This window comes from Nonomuraea sp. NPDC054003 (genome assembly GCF_055585125.1).
In genome coordinates, this window is sequence record NZ_JBVJKR010000009.1 from 352808 (window position 1) to 366847 (window position 14040).

Annotated in this window: 8 protein-coding genes; 5 read left to right on the forward strand and 3 right to left on the reverse strand. The window is 73.2% G+C overall.

What is annotated here, in order from left to right:
* Positions 1-32 precede the first annotated feature (32 nt).
* Positions 33-3203 carry an ATP-dependent helicase gene (locus tag ACZ6YG_RS25410; RefSeq protein ID WP_364237125.1) on the forward strand — a complete coding sequence of 1057 codons (3171 nt, stop codon included), beginning with the start codon at positions 33-35 and terminating at the stop codon, positions 3201-3203.
* Positions 3197-6451 carry an ATP-dependent helicase gene (locus ACZ6YG_RS25415; protein WP_466019370.1) on the forward strand — a complete coding sequence of 1085 codons (3255 nt, stop codon included), beginning with the start codon at positions 3197-3199 and terminating at the stop codon, positions 6449-6451. The genes ACZ6YG_RS25410 and ACZ6YG_RS25415 overlap by 7 nt, the downstream gene beginning before the upstream one ends.
* A 313-nt stretch (positions 6452-6764) precedes the next feature.
* Here the strand turns inward: ACZ6YG_RS25415 and ACZ6YG_RS25420 are convergent, their stop codons facing one another.
* Positions 6765-8462 (reverse strand): IucA/IucC family protein, encoded by a 1698-nt coding sequence (locus tag ACZ6YG_RS25420; RefSeq protein ID WP_466019371.1) that lies wholly within the window; start codon positions 8460-8462, stop codon positions 6765-6767.
* Positions 8463-8577: 115 nt separating this feature from the next.
* On the opposite strand from ACZ6YG_RS25420, the gene nudC reads away from it, so the two are divergent.
* Positions 8578-9552, forward strand: a complete 975-nt coding sequence (nudC, locus tag ACZ6YG_RS25425) for an NAD(+) diphosphatase (protein ID WP_271279778.1) — start codon at positions 8578-8580, stop codon at positions 9550-9552.
* A gap of 45 nt (positions 9553-9597) precedes the next feature.
* Here nudC and ACZ6YG_RS25430 read toward each other — a convergent pair whose 3' ends face one another.
* Together ACZ6YG_RS25430 and ACZ6YG_RS25435 are read right to left on the reverse strand one after the other, a co-directional pair.
* A complete protein-coding gene (locus tag ACZ6YG_RS25430; protein WP_148029287.1) occupies positions 9598-9846 on the reverse strand; it encodes a glutaredoxin family protein in 249 nt (82 codons plus the stop codon).
* 74 nt (positions 9847-9920) lie between these two features.
* Entirely contained in the window at positions 9921-10823 is a 903-nt protein-coding gene (locus ACZ6YG_RS25435) for an alpha/beta hydrolase (protein WP_271279779.1), read from the reverse strand.
* A 152-nt stretch (positions 10824-10975) separates the two neighbouring features.
* Here ACZ6YG_RS25435 and ACZ6YG_RS25440 point away from each other — a divergent pair, with 152 nt between their 5' ends.
* Positions 10976-13012 carry an ATP-dependent DNA helicase UvrD2 gene (locus ACZ6YG_RS25440; protein WP_466019391.1) on the forward strand — a complete coding sequence of 679 codons (2037 nt, stop codon included), beginning with the start codon at positions 10976-10978 and terminating at the stop codon, positions 13010-13012.
* Positions 13013-13146: 134 nt separating this feature from the next.
* Positions 13147-14031: an acyl-CoA thioesterase II gene (tesB, locus tag ACZ6YG_RS25445; RefSeq protein ID WP_466019372.1), complete on the forward strand. Its 885-nt coding sequence runs from the start codon at positions 13147-13149 to the stop codon at positions 14029-14031.
* Positions 14032-14040: the final 9 nt, after the last annotated feature.

A 14040-nucleotide genomic window follows, 5' to 3' on the forward strand; every position in this document is an offset into this window, starting at 1 on the left:
GCCGTGGCAGTGGGGGGCCTGCTGAGCCTCCTGTGCTGGACGAACATCAGCGCGCGGTGGTCGGCCATCCCGGCGGCCCGCTGCTCGTGCTGGCCGGGCCCGGCACCGGCAAGACCACCACGATCGTCGAGAGCGTGGTCGACCGGATCGAGCGCCGGGGCGCCGACCCCGAGCGCGTGCTGATCCTCACCTTCAGCCGCAAGGCGGCCGAGGAGCTGCGCCGCCGCGTCACCGGGCGGTTGCGCCGCACCACCCGCACGCCGGTGGCCATGACGTTCCACTCCTACGCCTACGCGCTGCTGCGCCGCGCGGCGGTGCAGGCGGGCGAGCCGCCGCCCCGGCTGCTGACCGGGCCCGAGCAACTGCTGGAGGTGCGGCGGCTGCTCCACGGCGAGCTGGAGGACGGCGCGCTCGACTGGCCGGAAGACCTGCGCGAGCCGCTCAGGACCCGCGGGTTCGCCGAGGAGCTGCGCGACTTCCTGTCCCGCGCGGCCGAGCGCGGGCTGGACGGCGAGCGGCTCAGGGAGCTCGGCAGGCGGCACGGTCGTGGCGACTGGGTGGCCGTGGGCCGCTTCGCCGACCGCTACGAGACCCGCTTCGACCTCGATCCTGAACGGACGCTCGACTACGCCGAGCTGATCGCCGAGGCGGGCAGGCTGCTGGCGGACCCCGGCGTGCGGGCGCGCGAGCGGGCCGCGCTCGACGCCGTGTTCGTGGACGAGTACCAGGACACCGACCCGGCCCAGGAGTTCCTGCTCCAGCAGCTGGCCGGCGACGGGCGCGACCTGGTCGCGGTGGGCGACCCCGACCAGTCGATCTACGGGTTCCGCGGCGCGGACGTGCACGGCATCCTGGGCTTCCCGCAGCGCTTCCGTACCCTCGACGGCCGCGACGCGCCGATCGTGGCGCTGCGCGTGTGCCGCCGCAGCGGCGCCGACCTGCTGGCCGCGACCCGGCGCGTGGCCGCCCGCCTCCCCGCCGCCCCCCTGCCGACCACGGACCCCGCGCCGAACCCCGCCGCACCGGAGCCCGCCGGGCGGGCCTTCGGCGGGCGCGGGCATCGTGACCTGGTGCCGTCGCCCGACGCGCCGCCGGGTGAGGTGCGGGTGCTGCTGGCCGACAGCACGAGCCAGGAGGCCGCGGTGGTGGCCGACACGCTGCGCCGCGCCCACCTGATCGAGGGCGTGCCCTGGCACCGGATGGCGGTGCTGGTGCGCTCGGCCAAGCGCCAGGTGCCCCTGCTGCGCCGGGCGCTGGTCAACGCCGGCGTGCCCACGATGATCGCCGGCGACGAGGTGCCGATCGCCCAGGAGCCCGGCGTCCGCCCCCTGCTGACGATGCTCAAGGTCGCGGTCGACCCGGCCGAGCTGGACGAGAACGTCGCCGAGGAGTTGCTGACCGGCCCGCTGGGCGGCACCGACATGATCGGCGTGCGCCGCCTCCGCCGCGCGCTCAAGATCGCCGAGAACGAGCTGGCCGCCGACCCCCCTGAGCTCCCGTACGTGCCGCGCTCGTCCGGCGAGCTGCTGGTCGCCGCGATCAGGGACCCCCGCGAGCTCGTACGGATCGAGCCGCACGTCGCGGTGCCCGCCGAGCGCGTCGCCAAGCTGCTGGCCACCGCCCGCACGGCGGTGGAGGAGCAGGGCAGCGCCGAAGAGGTGCTGTGGGCCGTCTGGCAGGCCGCCGGACTGGCCGGGAAGTGGACCGACACCAGCCTGTCCGGCGGCACCAGGGGCGCCCAGGCCGACCGCGACCTCGACGCGGTGGTGGCGCTGTTCGACCAGGCCGCCCGGTTCGTCGACCGGATGCCCAAGGCCGGGCCCGAGGTGTTCCTGGACGACCTGGCGTCCCAGGAGATCCCCGGCGACACGCTGGCCGAGCGGGCCCCCGACGGCGACGCGGTGCGCGTGCTGACCGCCCACCGGGCCAAGGGCCTGGAGTGGGACATCGTGGTGGTGACGGGCGTGCAGGAGGCGGTCTGGCCCGACCTGCGGCTGCGCGGCACCATGCTCGGCGTGGAGGACCTCGTCGAGGTGGTCGAGGGCGGCCGCCCGAACGCGGCCTCGCTCGCCTCCAAGCTGCTGGCCGAGGAGCGGCGGCTGTTCTACGTGGCCGCCACCCGCGCCCGTCACCGGCTCGTCGTCACCGCGGTCGGCGGCGAGGACACCGACGAGCGGCCGTCCAGGTTCCTGTCCGAGCTGATGCCGGGCGCGGTCGAGGAGGCCGGCGTCGGCGACCGGTCGCGCTGGCTCAGCATGCCGGCGCTCGTGGCCGACCTGCGCAGCGCCGTCACCGACCCCACCAAACCGGCGAAGATGCGCAGGAACGCGGCCAGACAGCTCGCCAGGCTCGCCGCCGCCGGCGTGCCCGGCGCCCACCCCAACGACTGGTACGCGCTCACGCCGATCTCCGACGACCGGCCGCTGAGCTGGCCCGACAACGTGGTCACCATCTCCCCGTCCGCCGTGGAGAGCTTCACCAAGTGCGGCCTGCGCTGGCTGCTGGAGACGGCCGTCGGCGCCGCCGGCACCAGCACCGCGCAGGGCCTCGGCAACGTCATCCACGCGCTCGCCGTGATCGCCGCCACCGGCCTGCCCGACGAGGACATGCTCGGCAAACGCCTCGACGACGTCTGGAAGGAGCTCGACTTCGGCGGCGTCTGGTTCAACCGCAAGCAGCGGCAGGTGGCCGAGCAGATGATCGGCAAGTTCCTGCGCTGGCAGGAGGACAACGGCCGCGACCTGATCGCCCTGGAGGAGTCGTTCGTGGCCACCATCGCCGAAGGCGTCCAGATCAAGGGCCGGGTCGACCGGCTGGAGCGCGACGAGGACGGCCGCGCGGTGATCATCGACCTCAAGACCGGCGGCTCCAAACCCAGGCCCGGCGACCTCGACCGCCACCCCCAGCTCGGCGTCTACCAGCTCGCCGCGCTGCTGGGCGCGTTCGCCAGGCACGGCATGGACGAGCCGGGCGGCGCCGCGCTCGTCCAGCTTGGCAAGGCCGCGGGCAAGCACGACGCGATCGAGCAGAAGCAGGACGCGCTCGCCGACGACCAGAACCCCGGCTGGGCCAAGGACCTGGTCGACACCGTGGCGATAGGCATGTCCGGCCCCCTCTTCCAGGCCAGGACGAACGACGGCTGCCGCACCTGCGCGGCCAGGGCGAGCTGCCCCGTGAACGACAGCGGGGGACAGGTGTGCTGAACTCGGTCGAACTGGCCGACAAGCTCGGCATCCTGCCGCCCACCGCCGAACAGGCCACCGTCATCGAGGCCCCGCTGGAGCCGATGGTCGTCATGGCCGGCGCGGGCTCGGGCAAGAGCGAGACCATGGCCGGCCGCGTGGTCTGGCTGGTCGCCAACGGCCTGGTCAAGCCCGCGAACGTGCTCGGCCTGACGTTCACCCGCAAGGCCGCCGCCGAGCTGGCCACCCGCGTCAGGGAACGGCTCGCCGGGCTCGCCGAGGCCGGCCTGGTCGAGCCCGAGCTGCTGCACGACGAGCCGACAGTCTCCACCTACCACGCCTACGCCTCGCGCCTGGTCACCGACCACGCGCTGCGCGAGGCGCTGGAGCCCACCATGCGGCTGGTCACCCCGGCCGTCTCCTGGCAGCTCGCCTCGCGCGTGGTCGCCATGTACGACGGGCCGATGGACAGGATCGAGCTGGGCCCCGCCTCGGTCACCGCCGCCGTCCTGGAGCTCGCCGGTGAGCTGTCGGAGCACCTGCGCGGCCCCGGCGACGTGCGCAGGATCGGCGAATGGCTCCGCGATCGGCACGCCGAGCTGCCCGGCCGCGTCACCAAGGCGCAGGGCCGGCCGGTCGTCGTGCACGAGGCCAGGGAGCAGCTGCTGCCGCTCGTGGAAGCGTACGAGAGACTCAAGCGCAGGCGGGAGGTCATCGACTACGGCGACCAGATGGCGCTGGCGGCGCGGATCGCCGCCGGACACAAGGAGGTCGGCGAGATCGAGCGCTCCCGCTTCGCGGTGGTGCTGCTCGACGAGTACCAGGACACCAGCCACGCCCAGCTCGTGCTGTTGCGCTCGCTGTTCGGCGGCGGGCACCCCGTCACCGCCGTCGGCGACCCCTGCCAGTCCATCTACGGCTGGCGCGGCGCCTCGGCCGGCAACCTGCGCCGCTTCCCGGCCGACTTCCGCGCCGCCTCAGGAGACCCGGCGCCGGTGCGGCAGCTCAGCGTCAGCTTCCGCAACGGCGACCGGGTGCTCGACGTCGCCGCCCGGGTCCAGCTCCCGCTGCGCATGGAGGCCCGCGAGGTGCCGGTGCTGGTCCCCGGCGCCAACCGGGTCGACCGGGGCCGGGTCACCTGCGCCTTCCACGAGACCGCCGAGGACGAGGCCGCGTGGATCGCCGGCATGGTCGCCAAGCTGATCGGCCAGGAGGTCGCGCCCGACGGGCTGCCCTGGGGCGACAAGGAGCGCAAGAAGACCCTCGCCATCCAGCCGCAGGACGTCGCCATCCTGGCCCGCAAGCGCTCGCAGTTCCCCGCCCTGCGCAGGGCGCTGGAGGACCGCGACATCCCGGTCGAGGTGGTCGGTCTCGGCGGCCTGCTCACCGTGCCCGAGGTGAGCGACATCGTGGCCACGCTGCGCGTGCTCTACGACGCGACCGCCGGCGACGCGCTGGCCCGGCTGCTGGCCGGGCCGCGCTGGCGGATCGGCCCCGCCGACCTGCGGGTGCTCGGCGACCACGCCCGCGAGCTGGTCCGCCAGTCCCGCGAGAGCCGCCACGAGGACGACCCGCTGGAGCAGGCCGTCGCCGACCTGGCCGACGAGCAGGGCAGCCTGGTCGACGCGCTGGACGAGCTGCCCGACAGGGAGGAGTGGCTGGCGTCGTTCTCGCCGCTGGCCGCCACCCGGCTGGTCGCGCTCGCGCACGAGCTGCGCCAGCTCCGCGCGCACACCGCGCAGCCGCTGCCCGACCTGATCAGCGAGGTGGAGCGGCGGCTCGGCCTGGACATCGAGGTGGCCGCCCGCAGCGGCACGGCGAGCGCGTTCGCCGCCAGGGCCGACCTGGACGCGTTCCTGGACGCGGCCTCCCGGTTCGCGGGCGACGCCGAGGACCCGACGCTGGGCGCGTTCCTCGCCTACCTGGAGGCGGCCGAGAGCGAGGAGTTCGGGCTGGAGGGCGGCCGGGTCGGCGAGAGCAACAGCGTCAAGCTGATGACCGTGCACGCCTCCAAGGGCCTTGAGTGGCCCGTCGTGGTCGTGCCCGGACTGTCGCAGCTCCTCAGCTCCATGGGCACGATCACCACGGGCAGCGTGTTCCCCGCCACTCCCGTCGTGAACGGCCGCTGGACGGAGAACCCGCGCAAGCTGCCCTACCCGCTCCGCGGCGACGCCGCCGACCTGCCCCGGCTCACCGGCCTCGGCAAGGAGGAGCTGGCCGCCTTCGACGAGCACTGCCGCGCCAGGGACCTCATGGAGGAGCGGCGGCTGGCGTACGTGGCCGTCACCCGCGCCCACTACCACCTGATCGCCTCCGGCTACCGGTGGGGCACCGCCTCCAAGCCGCTCGCGCCGTCGGAGTTCCTGCTGGAGATCCGCGACACCGCCGACCGGGTCGCGGTCTGGGCCCCGGACCTCGAACCCGGCGCCACCAACCCGCTGCTGGCCGAGCCTCCCCAGGCCATCTGGCCGGTCGAGCCTGCCGGTCTGCGGTACGAGTCCGTCCTCGACGGCGCCCGGCTGGTGGAGGACGCGCTCGCGGGCGGCTTGGACGGCGACGAGGACGAGGCGTTGCGCGCCTTCGAGGAGGAACGCGTCCAGGCCTGGGAGCGCGACACCGACCTGCTGCTGCGCGAGCGCGAGCTGCACCGGCGGCCCGACTCCACCACCGTCGAGCTGCCCGCCAGGCTGACCGTCTCGTCCCTCGTCACCCTGGCGGACGATCCGCGCGAGCTGGCCCGCAGGATCCGCCGCCCGGTCCCGATCAAGCCCGCGCCGCTGGCCCGGCGCGGCACCTCCTTCCACAGGTGGCTGGAGACCCGCTGGGACCAGCAGCGGCTCATCGACGACTTCGAGCTCGGCCTGGACGTCGAGCCGGAGGAGGCGGACGTGCGGCTGGCGGAGCTGCAGGAGCGGTTCGAGCAGAGCGAGTGGGCGGATCGGCGGCCGGTCGACATGGAGGTGCCGTTCGAGACCATGATCGCCGACCGGCTGGTGCGCGGCCGCATGGACGCCGTCTTCGAGCTGTCCGACGGCCGCTACGAGGTCGTCGACTGGAAGACGGGGCGCCCGCCCAAGGGCAAGGCGGCCCGCGCCGCGTCCGTGCAGCTCGCCGCGTACCGCCTGGCCTGGTCCCACCTGGCCGGCGTGCCCCTGGACCGCGTCGGCGCGGCCTTCCACTACGTCCGCGCCAACCTCACCGTCCGCCCCGTCAACCTGCTCGACGCCGACGGCCTGGTAGCACTCATCGAATCGGTCCCCACAACCTGACCCCACACCCCACCGCCGCGCATCCGCCCTCCGGAAGGTCAGCACCACACCGTTACGCCACGGCGGCGCGCCCGGCCCGAGGACGTGAGCGCCGTACCACGGCGGTGGGTCCGGCCCGAGGGTGTCAGCGCCGTACCGCTGCGTCGCGGTGGTGTGTCCGTCCTCTGGGGACGTCAGCACCGCGCCGCTACGCTGCGGCGGCGCGTCGGGACCAAGGGCGTCAGCGCCGTACTGTTCGGTCCGGTGGTATGTCCGGCCGGAAAGCGTCAGCGTCGTACCGCTGGGTCGCGGTGGCGCGTCTGGGTTGAGGGCGTCAGCGTAGGCGCAGGTAGTTCGGGCCGCTCATGCGTGGCGGCTTGGTGGACAGCCGCTCCGCTGACGCCAGCGTGCCGGCCGTCAGCCACGGCCTGCCGGTGAGCCTGGCCGCGTCGAGCGTTCTGGCCCGTAGCAGCCTGGCCGTCGGATGGGCGTCGTACGGTCGCAACGCCTCCTCCAGCGAGCGGCGCAGCAGCGCGGCCGCGTCGGCCGGAGGCAGCACAGCGAACGCGACCGCCGCCGCGCCCAGATGCAGCGCGCCTGTCACGAACGCGTCCGCCAGCGCGTGCGGGTCGTCCGTCAGCATCCGCTCGGGCAGCCCCGGCGCCACGATCCCCGCCGCCGCCAGCCTCGCGGGCGAGACCAACACCCCGTCATGCCCCTGCACGAGCACTTTCACCACGCCATCCACCAGCACCAGCGCCGCGTCGTGCCACCGGACCTCCGGCACCACCCCGTACTCCACCAGCAGCCGCACGCTCCACCGCAACAGCGCACGCACATAGGCGACCGGCACATCCACCACCTCGCCAGGCACCCCGCCTTGCAGCTCAGCTTGGAGCTCGCCTCGCACCCGACCAGGCATCTCGCCCCGCACTCCGCCAGGCACCTCGCGTTCCGCCCCGCCAGGCACCTTGCCCTGCAATTCGCCCTGTGCCTCCCCTTGCAGCTCGACTTCAGCACTCACGCTGGTCCGGGCGCGCGGACCCGGGCGGCGCAGATTGCCAGGCTGGTCTTGTGCGCCGAGTTCGTCCGGGGCTTCAGGCAGGGTCAGCGCCGCCACTGGGACGCGACGGCCCTCCGGCAGTCGGCGCACCAGCCAGGCGAGGTGTTCGTGCCCGGCACGCGCGTACTCCTGTTCGCCCGCCACCAGCACGTCAGGGCCGGCCAGCGCGCGCAGGAGCGGCTCCGCGCGGGCTGCCGCGCTCAAGCTGCCCGGTTCGATGCCGAGGTGGTCGCGCGTGCCGAGGACGCTGATCGGCAGCGGCAGCACCAGGTGCGTGCGCGGCCCGGCCTCGACGGCGCGCATCGACGCGGTAGGTCGTACGGTGCCGCGCCGTACGTCGAGCACCCGCGCCCCGGCCCGCCGCGCCTCGTCGACCGTCAGCGGATGGACGGGGAACAGCACCTCGTCCGGCCCGAGCGGCTCCCGGGAGAACGCACCGGCACCCTGGGACGCCAGGACGTCCGGCGGCAGCCGTGGCGCCGAGCCCGGCTCCAGCATGCGACGCGGCACCGCCGCCCAGCGCAGCTCGAACACGGGCCCGAACTCCGGCGCGTACGAGGCCAGCTCCCCGTCCGGCACCCCGGGCCGTGCCCGCGCGGTCGGATAGCAGGGATGGTCGGCGAGGGCCGCCAGCGTCTCGTACGACCGCACCCCGGGAGGCCGCGCGTCGTGCAGCTCCAGCACGGCCAGCGCCGCCACGCACTCGTCGAAGAACGCCTTGACCCCGTCGGCGTCCTCCTCGGGAGCGATCTCCGCCAGAGTGTCCAGCACCTGCTCCAGGCCCAGCAACTCCCCGGCCGCCACCACGAAGTCCTGGAAGGGCGCACCCGGCGCCAGCCGCACCAGCCTCCCGTCGGCCAGCGTCAGCCCGACGCCGCCCCGGCCCCTGACGACCTGGGACGACAGGCCGCCGTAGTCTTCGCGCAGCAGCGCGTCCAGCACCCGGGCGGCCAGGTGAGACTCCCGCACGCGGCACCCCCGGGCCCTGCAAGTAAGGTTTGCCTAACTACCCAAGATCCTAACCCCTTCGAAGATCTTCCCGAAGCCGCCATAGGATGACAGAGAGTTTGGAAGGGTGGACCCTGTGGAAACGCAAGCGGAAGAGCAACTCATCGGACCGCTGCTCCTGGCCCGGGGCACCATCGACAGATCGGCCGCACTGAGATCCGACAGCGCGTGGCTGGAACGTGCCTGGAACGCCCCCTCCACCCGGGTGCTCGTCATCGACAACGGCCGCACCCTCGTCGAACGCGCCGGCGACGAGGTGCGGGCGGTGCTCTACACCACGGCCGACGCCCCGGCCGGCGAGCGCTTCCTGCTCGGCGTCGCCGACGGTGTCGCCTACTTCGCCGTGGCCGCCCCGCTGCCCGGTTCCCCGCCGGGCGACGTCAACGGGCGCGTCACCGTACCGATGAGCCCGCACGACGCCCCCGAGGGTCACCCGGTGCCGGCGGGGCTGCGTCAGGCGGGCGGTCTGCTCGGCGACCGCGACGCCGGCCTCCTGGTCTACGCCGTGGCGCTGGAGGCCTGGCACAGCACCCACCAGTTCTGCCCGCGCTGCGGCGCGCGCACGGCCGTCGAGGCGGGCGGCCACATCCGGGTCTGCCCTCACGACGGCAGCCAGCACTTCCCCCGGGTCGACCCGGCGGTCATCATGCTGATCCGCGACCCCGACGACCGCTGCCTCCTGGCCCGCGGTCCTCAGTGGCCGGAGGGACGCCTGTCGATCCTGGCCGGGTTCGTCGAGCCCGGCGAGTCGCTGGAGGCCGCCGTCGTCCGCGAGGTGGCCGAGGAGGTCGGCATCCTCGTCACCAACCCGCGCTACCTCGGCAGCCAGCCGTGGCCCTTCCCGCGCAGTCTCATGCTCGGCTTCTTCGCCCAGGCGCTCTCCACCGACCTCACCCCGGACGCCGAGGAGATCGCCGAGGCCCGCTGGTTCTCCCGCGAGGACCTGGCCCGCGCGCTCGAAACCGGCGAGGTCCGCCTCCCGCCCCCGGTCTCGATCGCCCGCCGGCTCATAGAGACCTGGTACGGCAGCGCTCTGACGGGCGACTGGTAGAAGACCTGGGTGATCCACGCACCCAGGTCTTCGGAGGAGTCCGTCTCAGGCCGGTTCGAGTAGGGCCTTGACCTCGCGGGCGGACGGGTTCGTGCGGACGATGCGCCCGTTCGGGGTTTCGATGACCACCGTGGGCACCACCTGGTTGCCGCCGTTGACGCTCATGACGAAGGTGGCCGCGTCCGGGTCGCGCTCGATGTCGACCTCGGTGAAGCTGATGCCCTCTCGGGTCAGCTGGGACTTGAGGCGCTTGCAGGGGCCGCACCACGTGGTGCTGTAGACCGTGAGCGTCATCGCTGGGGAATCCCTCCAAGGTCAGGGGAAACGAAGGCGTTCGGTGCAACAACGCGGGTGGCCTGGTTAATCCCTCACCCGATGCGGCTGGCGATCCACGCCTGGACGCGCTCGGCCACGCCCATCTCGCGGTAGAGGGTGGTGCTGTGGGACTGGCCCGGGACGGTGATGATCTTCACAGGCACGCCGAGCTTGCCGAGAGCGTCCTTGACCAGCTCGCTCTGCTGCGGCGGCACGAACTCGTCCTGGGCGTGCACGGTGAGCATCGGCGCGTCCTTGCGGCTGGCGTGCCAGGCGACCTCCATGCTGGCCCACACCCGCGAGCACTTGCCCTTGGGGTGGCAGCCGCCGGCCAGCCGGACCGCCGCCTTGCGCAGTCGTACCTTGTTGGGCTGGGTGGCCGCGGCCCCGTCGGTGTAGGCGCGCAGCGGGGAGATGATCGGCGACAGCCCGACCACGCCCTTCAGCCCCTGCGTGCCGTTGCCGAAGGTGCCGACGGCGGCGGCGATGTGGCCGCCGGCGGAGAAGCCGACCACCACGTAGTTGTTCGCGTCGAACGCCCACCGGTCGGCGTGGCGGCGGGCGGCGGCGATCGCGGCCAGCGCGTCGGTGCGCTGCGCGGGCCAGGCGGCCTGGGTCGACAGCCGGTAGTTGATGTTGAAGACCGTGTAGCCCATGTCGGCGTACGAGCGGGCGATCTGGGTCATGCCCCGCTTGTCGCCGCTGGACCACCAGCCGCCGTGGACGATGAAGACTCCGGGCCGTTGCATGCCGTCGGGGGTCCACCACACGTCCATCTGCTGGCGGCGGTGCTTGCCGTAGGAGATGGTCTCCGTGGCATGCCCGCCGATGCCGTCAGGGTCGGTCGGCATGGTCACCGCGGGACCCGGCGTCGGATCCTGCGCCGCCTGCGCGCCCACCGGGGTGAGCGCGACACAAGCGAGCGCGATCGCGCTCAGGGAAACCGCTGTACGCACGGCTTTCCTTCCTCCCCGCCAGATGGTCGGGCCCCATTGTGGTGGAAGAGACCGGTTGTTTGCATCTCGTTGCCTGTGAAACGGGTGCGGCCACCTGTTGCCAGAATGGCTTCCGGACCGCCACCGGCTGGGAGGATGGACAGGTGAGCAGCGTGGACGACGTGTTGTCCGGGCTCGACCCCGAGCAGCGCGAGGTGGCCGAGACCGTGCGCGGCCCGGTGTGCGTGCTGGCCGGAGCCGGCACGGGCAAGACCAGGGCCATCACCCACAGGATCGCGCACGCGGTGCGCAGTGGGGCGGTCGACGCGCGGAGCGTGCTGGCAGTGACGTTCACCACACGTGCCGCGGGCGAGCTGCGCCAGCGGCTGCGCGAGCTGGGCGCGCCGGCGGTGCAGGCGCGCACGTTCCACGCCGCCGCGCTGCGGCAGCTCACCTACTTCTGGCCGCGGGTGATCGGCGGCGAGGCGCCGTCGGTGATCGAGTCCAAGCTTCCGGTGCTGGTCGAAGCCTGCCGCCAGATCCGGAAAAATCCCGAACGGTCCGAGCTGCGAGACATCGCCGCCGAGGTCGAGTGGGCCAAGGTCACCCAGATCGGCCCCGACGACTACGTCGCCGCCGCCGCCAAGCACCACCGCACCCCTCCGGTTCCCGCCGAGGAGGTGGTGCGCCTGTACGAGGCGTACGAGCGGATCCGGCGCGAGCGCCACCTCGTCGACTTCGAGACGATCCTGGAGCTGACCGCGGCGGTGATGACCGAGCACGCCGAGGTCGCCGCCCAGATCCGCCAGCAGTACCGCTACTTCGTCGTCGACGAGTACCAGGACGTCAACCCGCTGCAGAAGCTGCTGCTCGACACCTGGCTCGGCGGCCGCGACGACCTGTGCGTGGTCGGCGACCCCAACCAGACGATCTACAGCTTCACCGGCGCCACCCCGCGCTACCTGACCGGCTTCGCGGTCGAGTTCCCGAACGCCGCGGTCATCAAGCTGGTGCGCGACTACCGCTCCACCCCCCAGGTGGTCAACTTGGCCAACCTCGTCATCGCCAAGAGCAAGTCGCCTCACCGTCTGGAGCTCGTCGCGCAGCGCCCTGACGGCCCCAGGCCCGTGTTCGCCGACTACGACGACGAGCCCGCCGAGGCCGCCGGCGTCGCGCGCGGCATCCGCAAACTGATCGACCAGGGCGTCCCGTCCCGCGAGATCGCGGTCCTCTTCCGTACCAACTCGCAGTCCGAGTCCTACGAGGAGGCGCTGTCGAAGGCGGAGATCCCGTACGTGGTGCGCGGCGCGGAGCGCTTCTTCGAGCGGCCCGAGGTGCGGCAGGCCGTCGTGCTGCTGCGCGGCGCGGCCCGCTCCCACAGCGGCGAGCCGCTGGCCTCCGAGGTCCACGACATCCTGACCGGCGTCGGGCTGACCCCCTCGCCGCCCGGCGGCGGCAAGGCGCGTGAGAAGTGGGAGTCGCTCAAGGCCCTGGCCGACCTGGCGGAGGACCTGGCAGCCGAGGGCGCCGACCTGCCGGCGTTCGTGGCCGAGCTGGAGCGCCGCGCCGCCGAGCAGCACGCACCGCCCGTCGAGGGCGTCACGCTCGCCTCCCTGCACGCCGCCAAGGGCCTGGAGTGGGACGCCGTCTTCCTCGTCGGCCTCACCGACGGCATGGTGCCGATCATCTACGCGGAGACGCCGGAGCAGATCGAGGAGGAGCGCCGGCTGCTGTACGTCGGGGTCACCCGTGCCCGGTTGCACCTCTCGCTGTCGTGGGCGCTGGCCCGCGCGCCGGGCGGGCGCAGGAGCCGCCGCCCGTCCCGGTTCCTCGACGGGCTGACGGGCCGCCCGTCCGCGCCGTCGCGGCCCGCCGCGCCCACCCGCGACCGCAGGGAGGTGGCGGCCCCGGTCAGCTGCCGGGTCTGCGCCAAGACCCTGGTGGCCGCGGCCGAGCAGAAGCTGGGACGGTGCGCGACCTGCCCGGCCGACTACGACGAGGCGCTGCTGGAGAGCCTCAAGGCCTGGCGCACGGCCACGGCCAAGGAAGCCAAGATCCCGCCGTACGTCGTGTTCACGGACGTGACGCTGCAGGCCATCGCCGAGCGGGCGCCGACGACCGAGCAGGAGCTGCTGTCGATCGCGGGCGTCGGCCGCGTCAAGCTCGACCGCTACGGGGAGGCGGTGCTCGGCCTGTGCCGCGGCTCCTGACCCTGACCCCGCGTATCCTGTCCTGTCGTCTCCGGCTCAGGACGACACCGTCGTAACCACCGCGAAACCACGGGATGCCACCATAAGGGGGCGAGCCCGGGGGTTGCTCGCGCGTGCCGCGTGAAGGGGGATGAGTGAACGAGGCCCTGAAGGAAGTGCTCGACCTGCTCGACCTGGAGCAGATCGAGCAGGACATGTTCCGCGGCCGGAGCCCGGAGGAGCGCGTCCAGCGCGTCTTCGGCGGGCAGGTCGCCGCGCAGGCCCTCGTCGCCGCCGGGCGCACCGTCCCGGCCGGCAAGAACGTCCACTCCCTGCACGCCTACTTCATCCGCCCCGGCGATCCGGCCATCCCGATCGTCTACGACGTCGAGCGGGTCCGCGACGGCCGGTCGTTCTCCACCCGGCGGGTGGTGGCGATCCAGCACGGCAAGGCGATCTTCACGATGTCGGCCTCGTTCCACGTCGAGGAGCCGGGCATCGAGCACCAGGCCTCGGCGATGCCGGTGGTGCCCGCCCCCGAGACGCTGCCGACCTTCCAGGAGCAGATGACCGCGCTGGTCGGGGAGGACCACGAGCAGCGCGAGTGGCTGGCCCGGCCGCGCCCGGTCGACGCCCGCTACGTCTCCCCGCTGGTCTGGGAGGCGCATCTCGACCCCGACCTGCGCAGCACCGAGACCAACGTGTGGTTCCGCTTCGACTCCGACCTGCCCGACGACCCGCTGCTGCACGTCGTGCTGGCCGCCTACGCCTCCGACTACACCCTGGTCGACACGATCCTGCTCGCGCACGGCCTGGCCTGGGGCGCCTCCGACATCATGGGCGCCTCGCTGGATCACGCCATCTGGTTCCACCGGCCGTTCAGGGCCGACGAGTGGCTGCTCTACGCGCAGCAGTCGCCCTCCGCCGGAGGCGCCAGAGGGCTCGCGCGGGGGGAGATGTTCAACGCCTCGGGCGAACTCGTGGTGTCCGTGGTTCAGGAGGCCATGATCCGCACGAATTTGTCACGAAATCGCAGGTAGAAAATACGT

What these genes read in the sequence shown, in the direction of transcription:
- ACZ6YG_RS25430 (WP_148029287.1), bottom strand. Translation starts at nt 9,846, where the DNA reads ATGACGCTCACGGTCTACAGCACCACGTGGTGCGGCCCCTGCAAGCGC.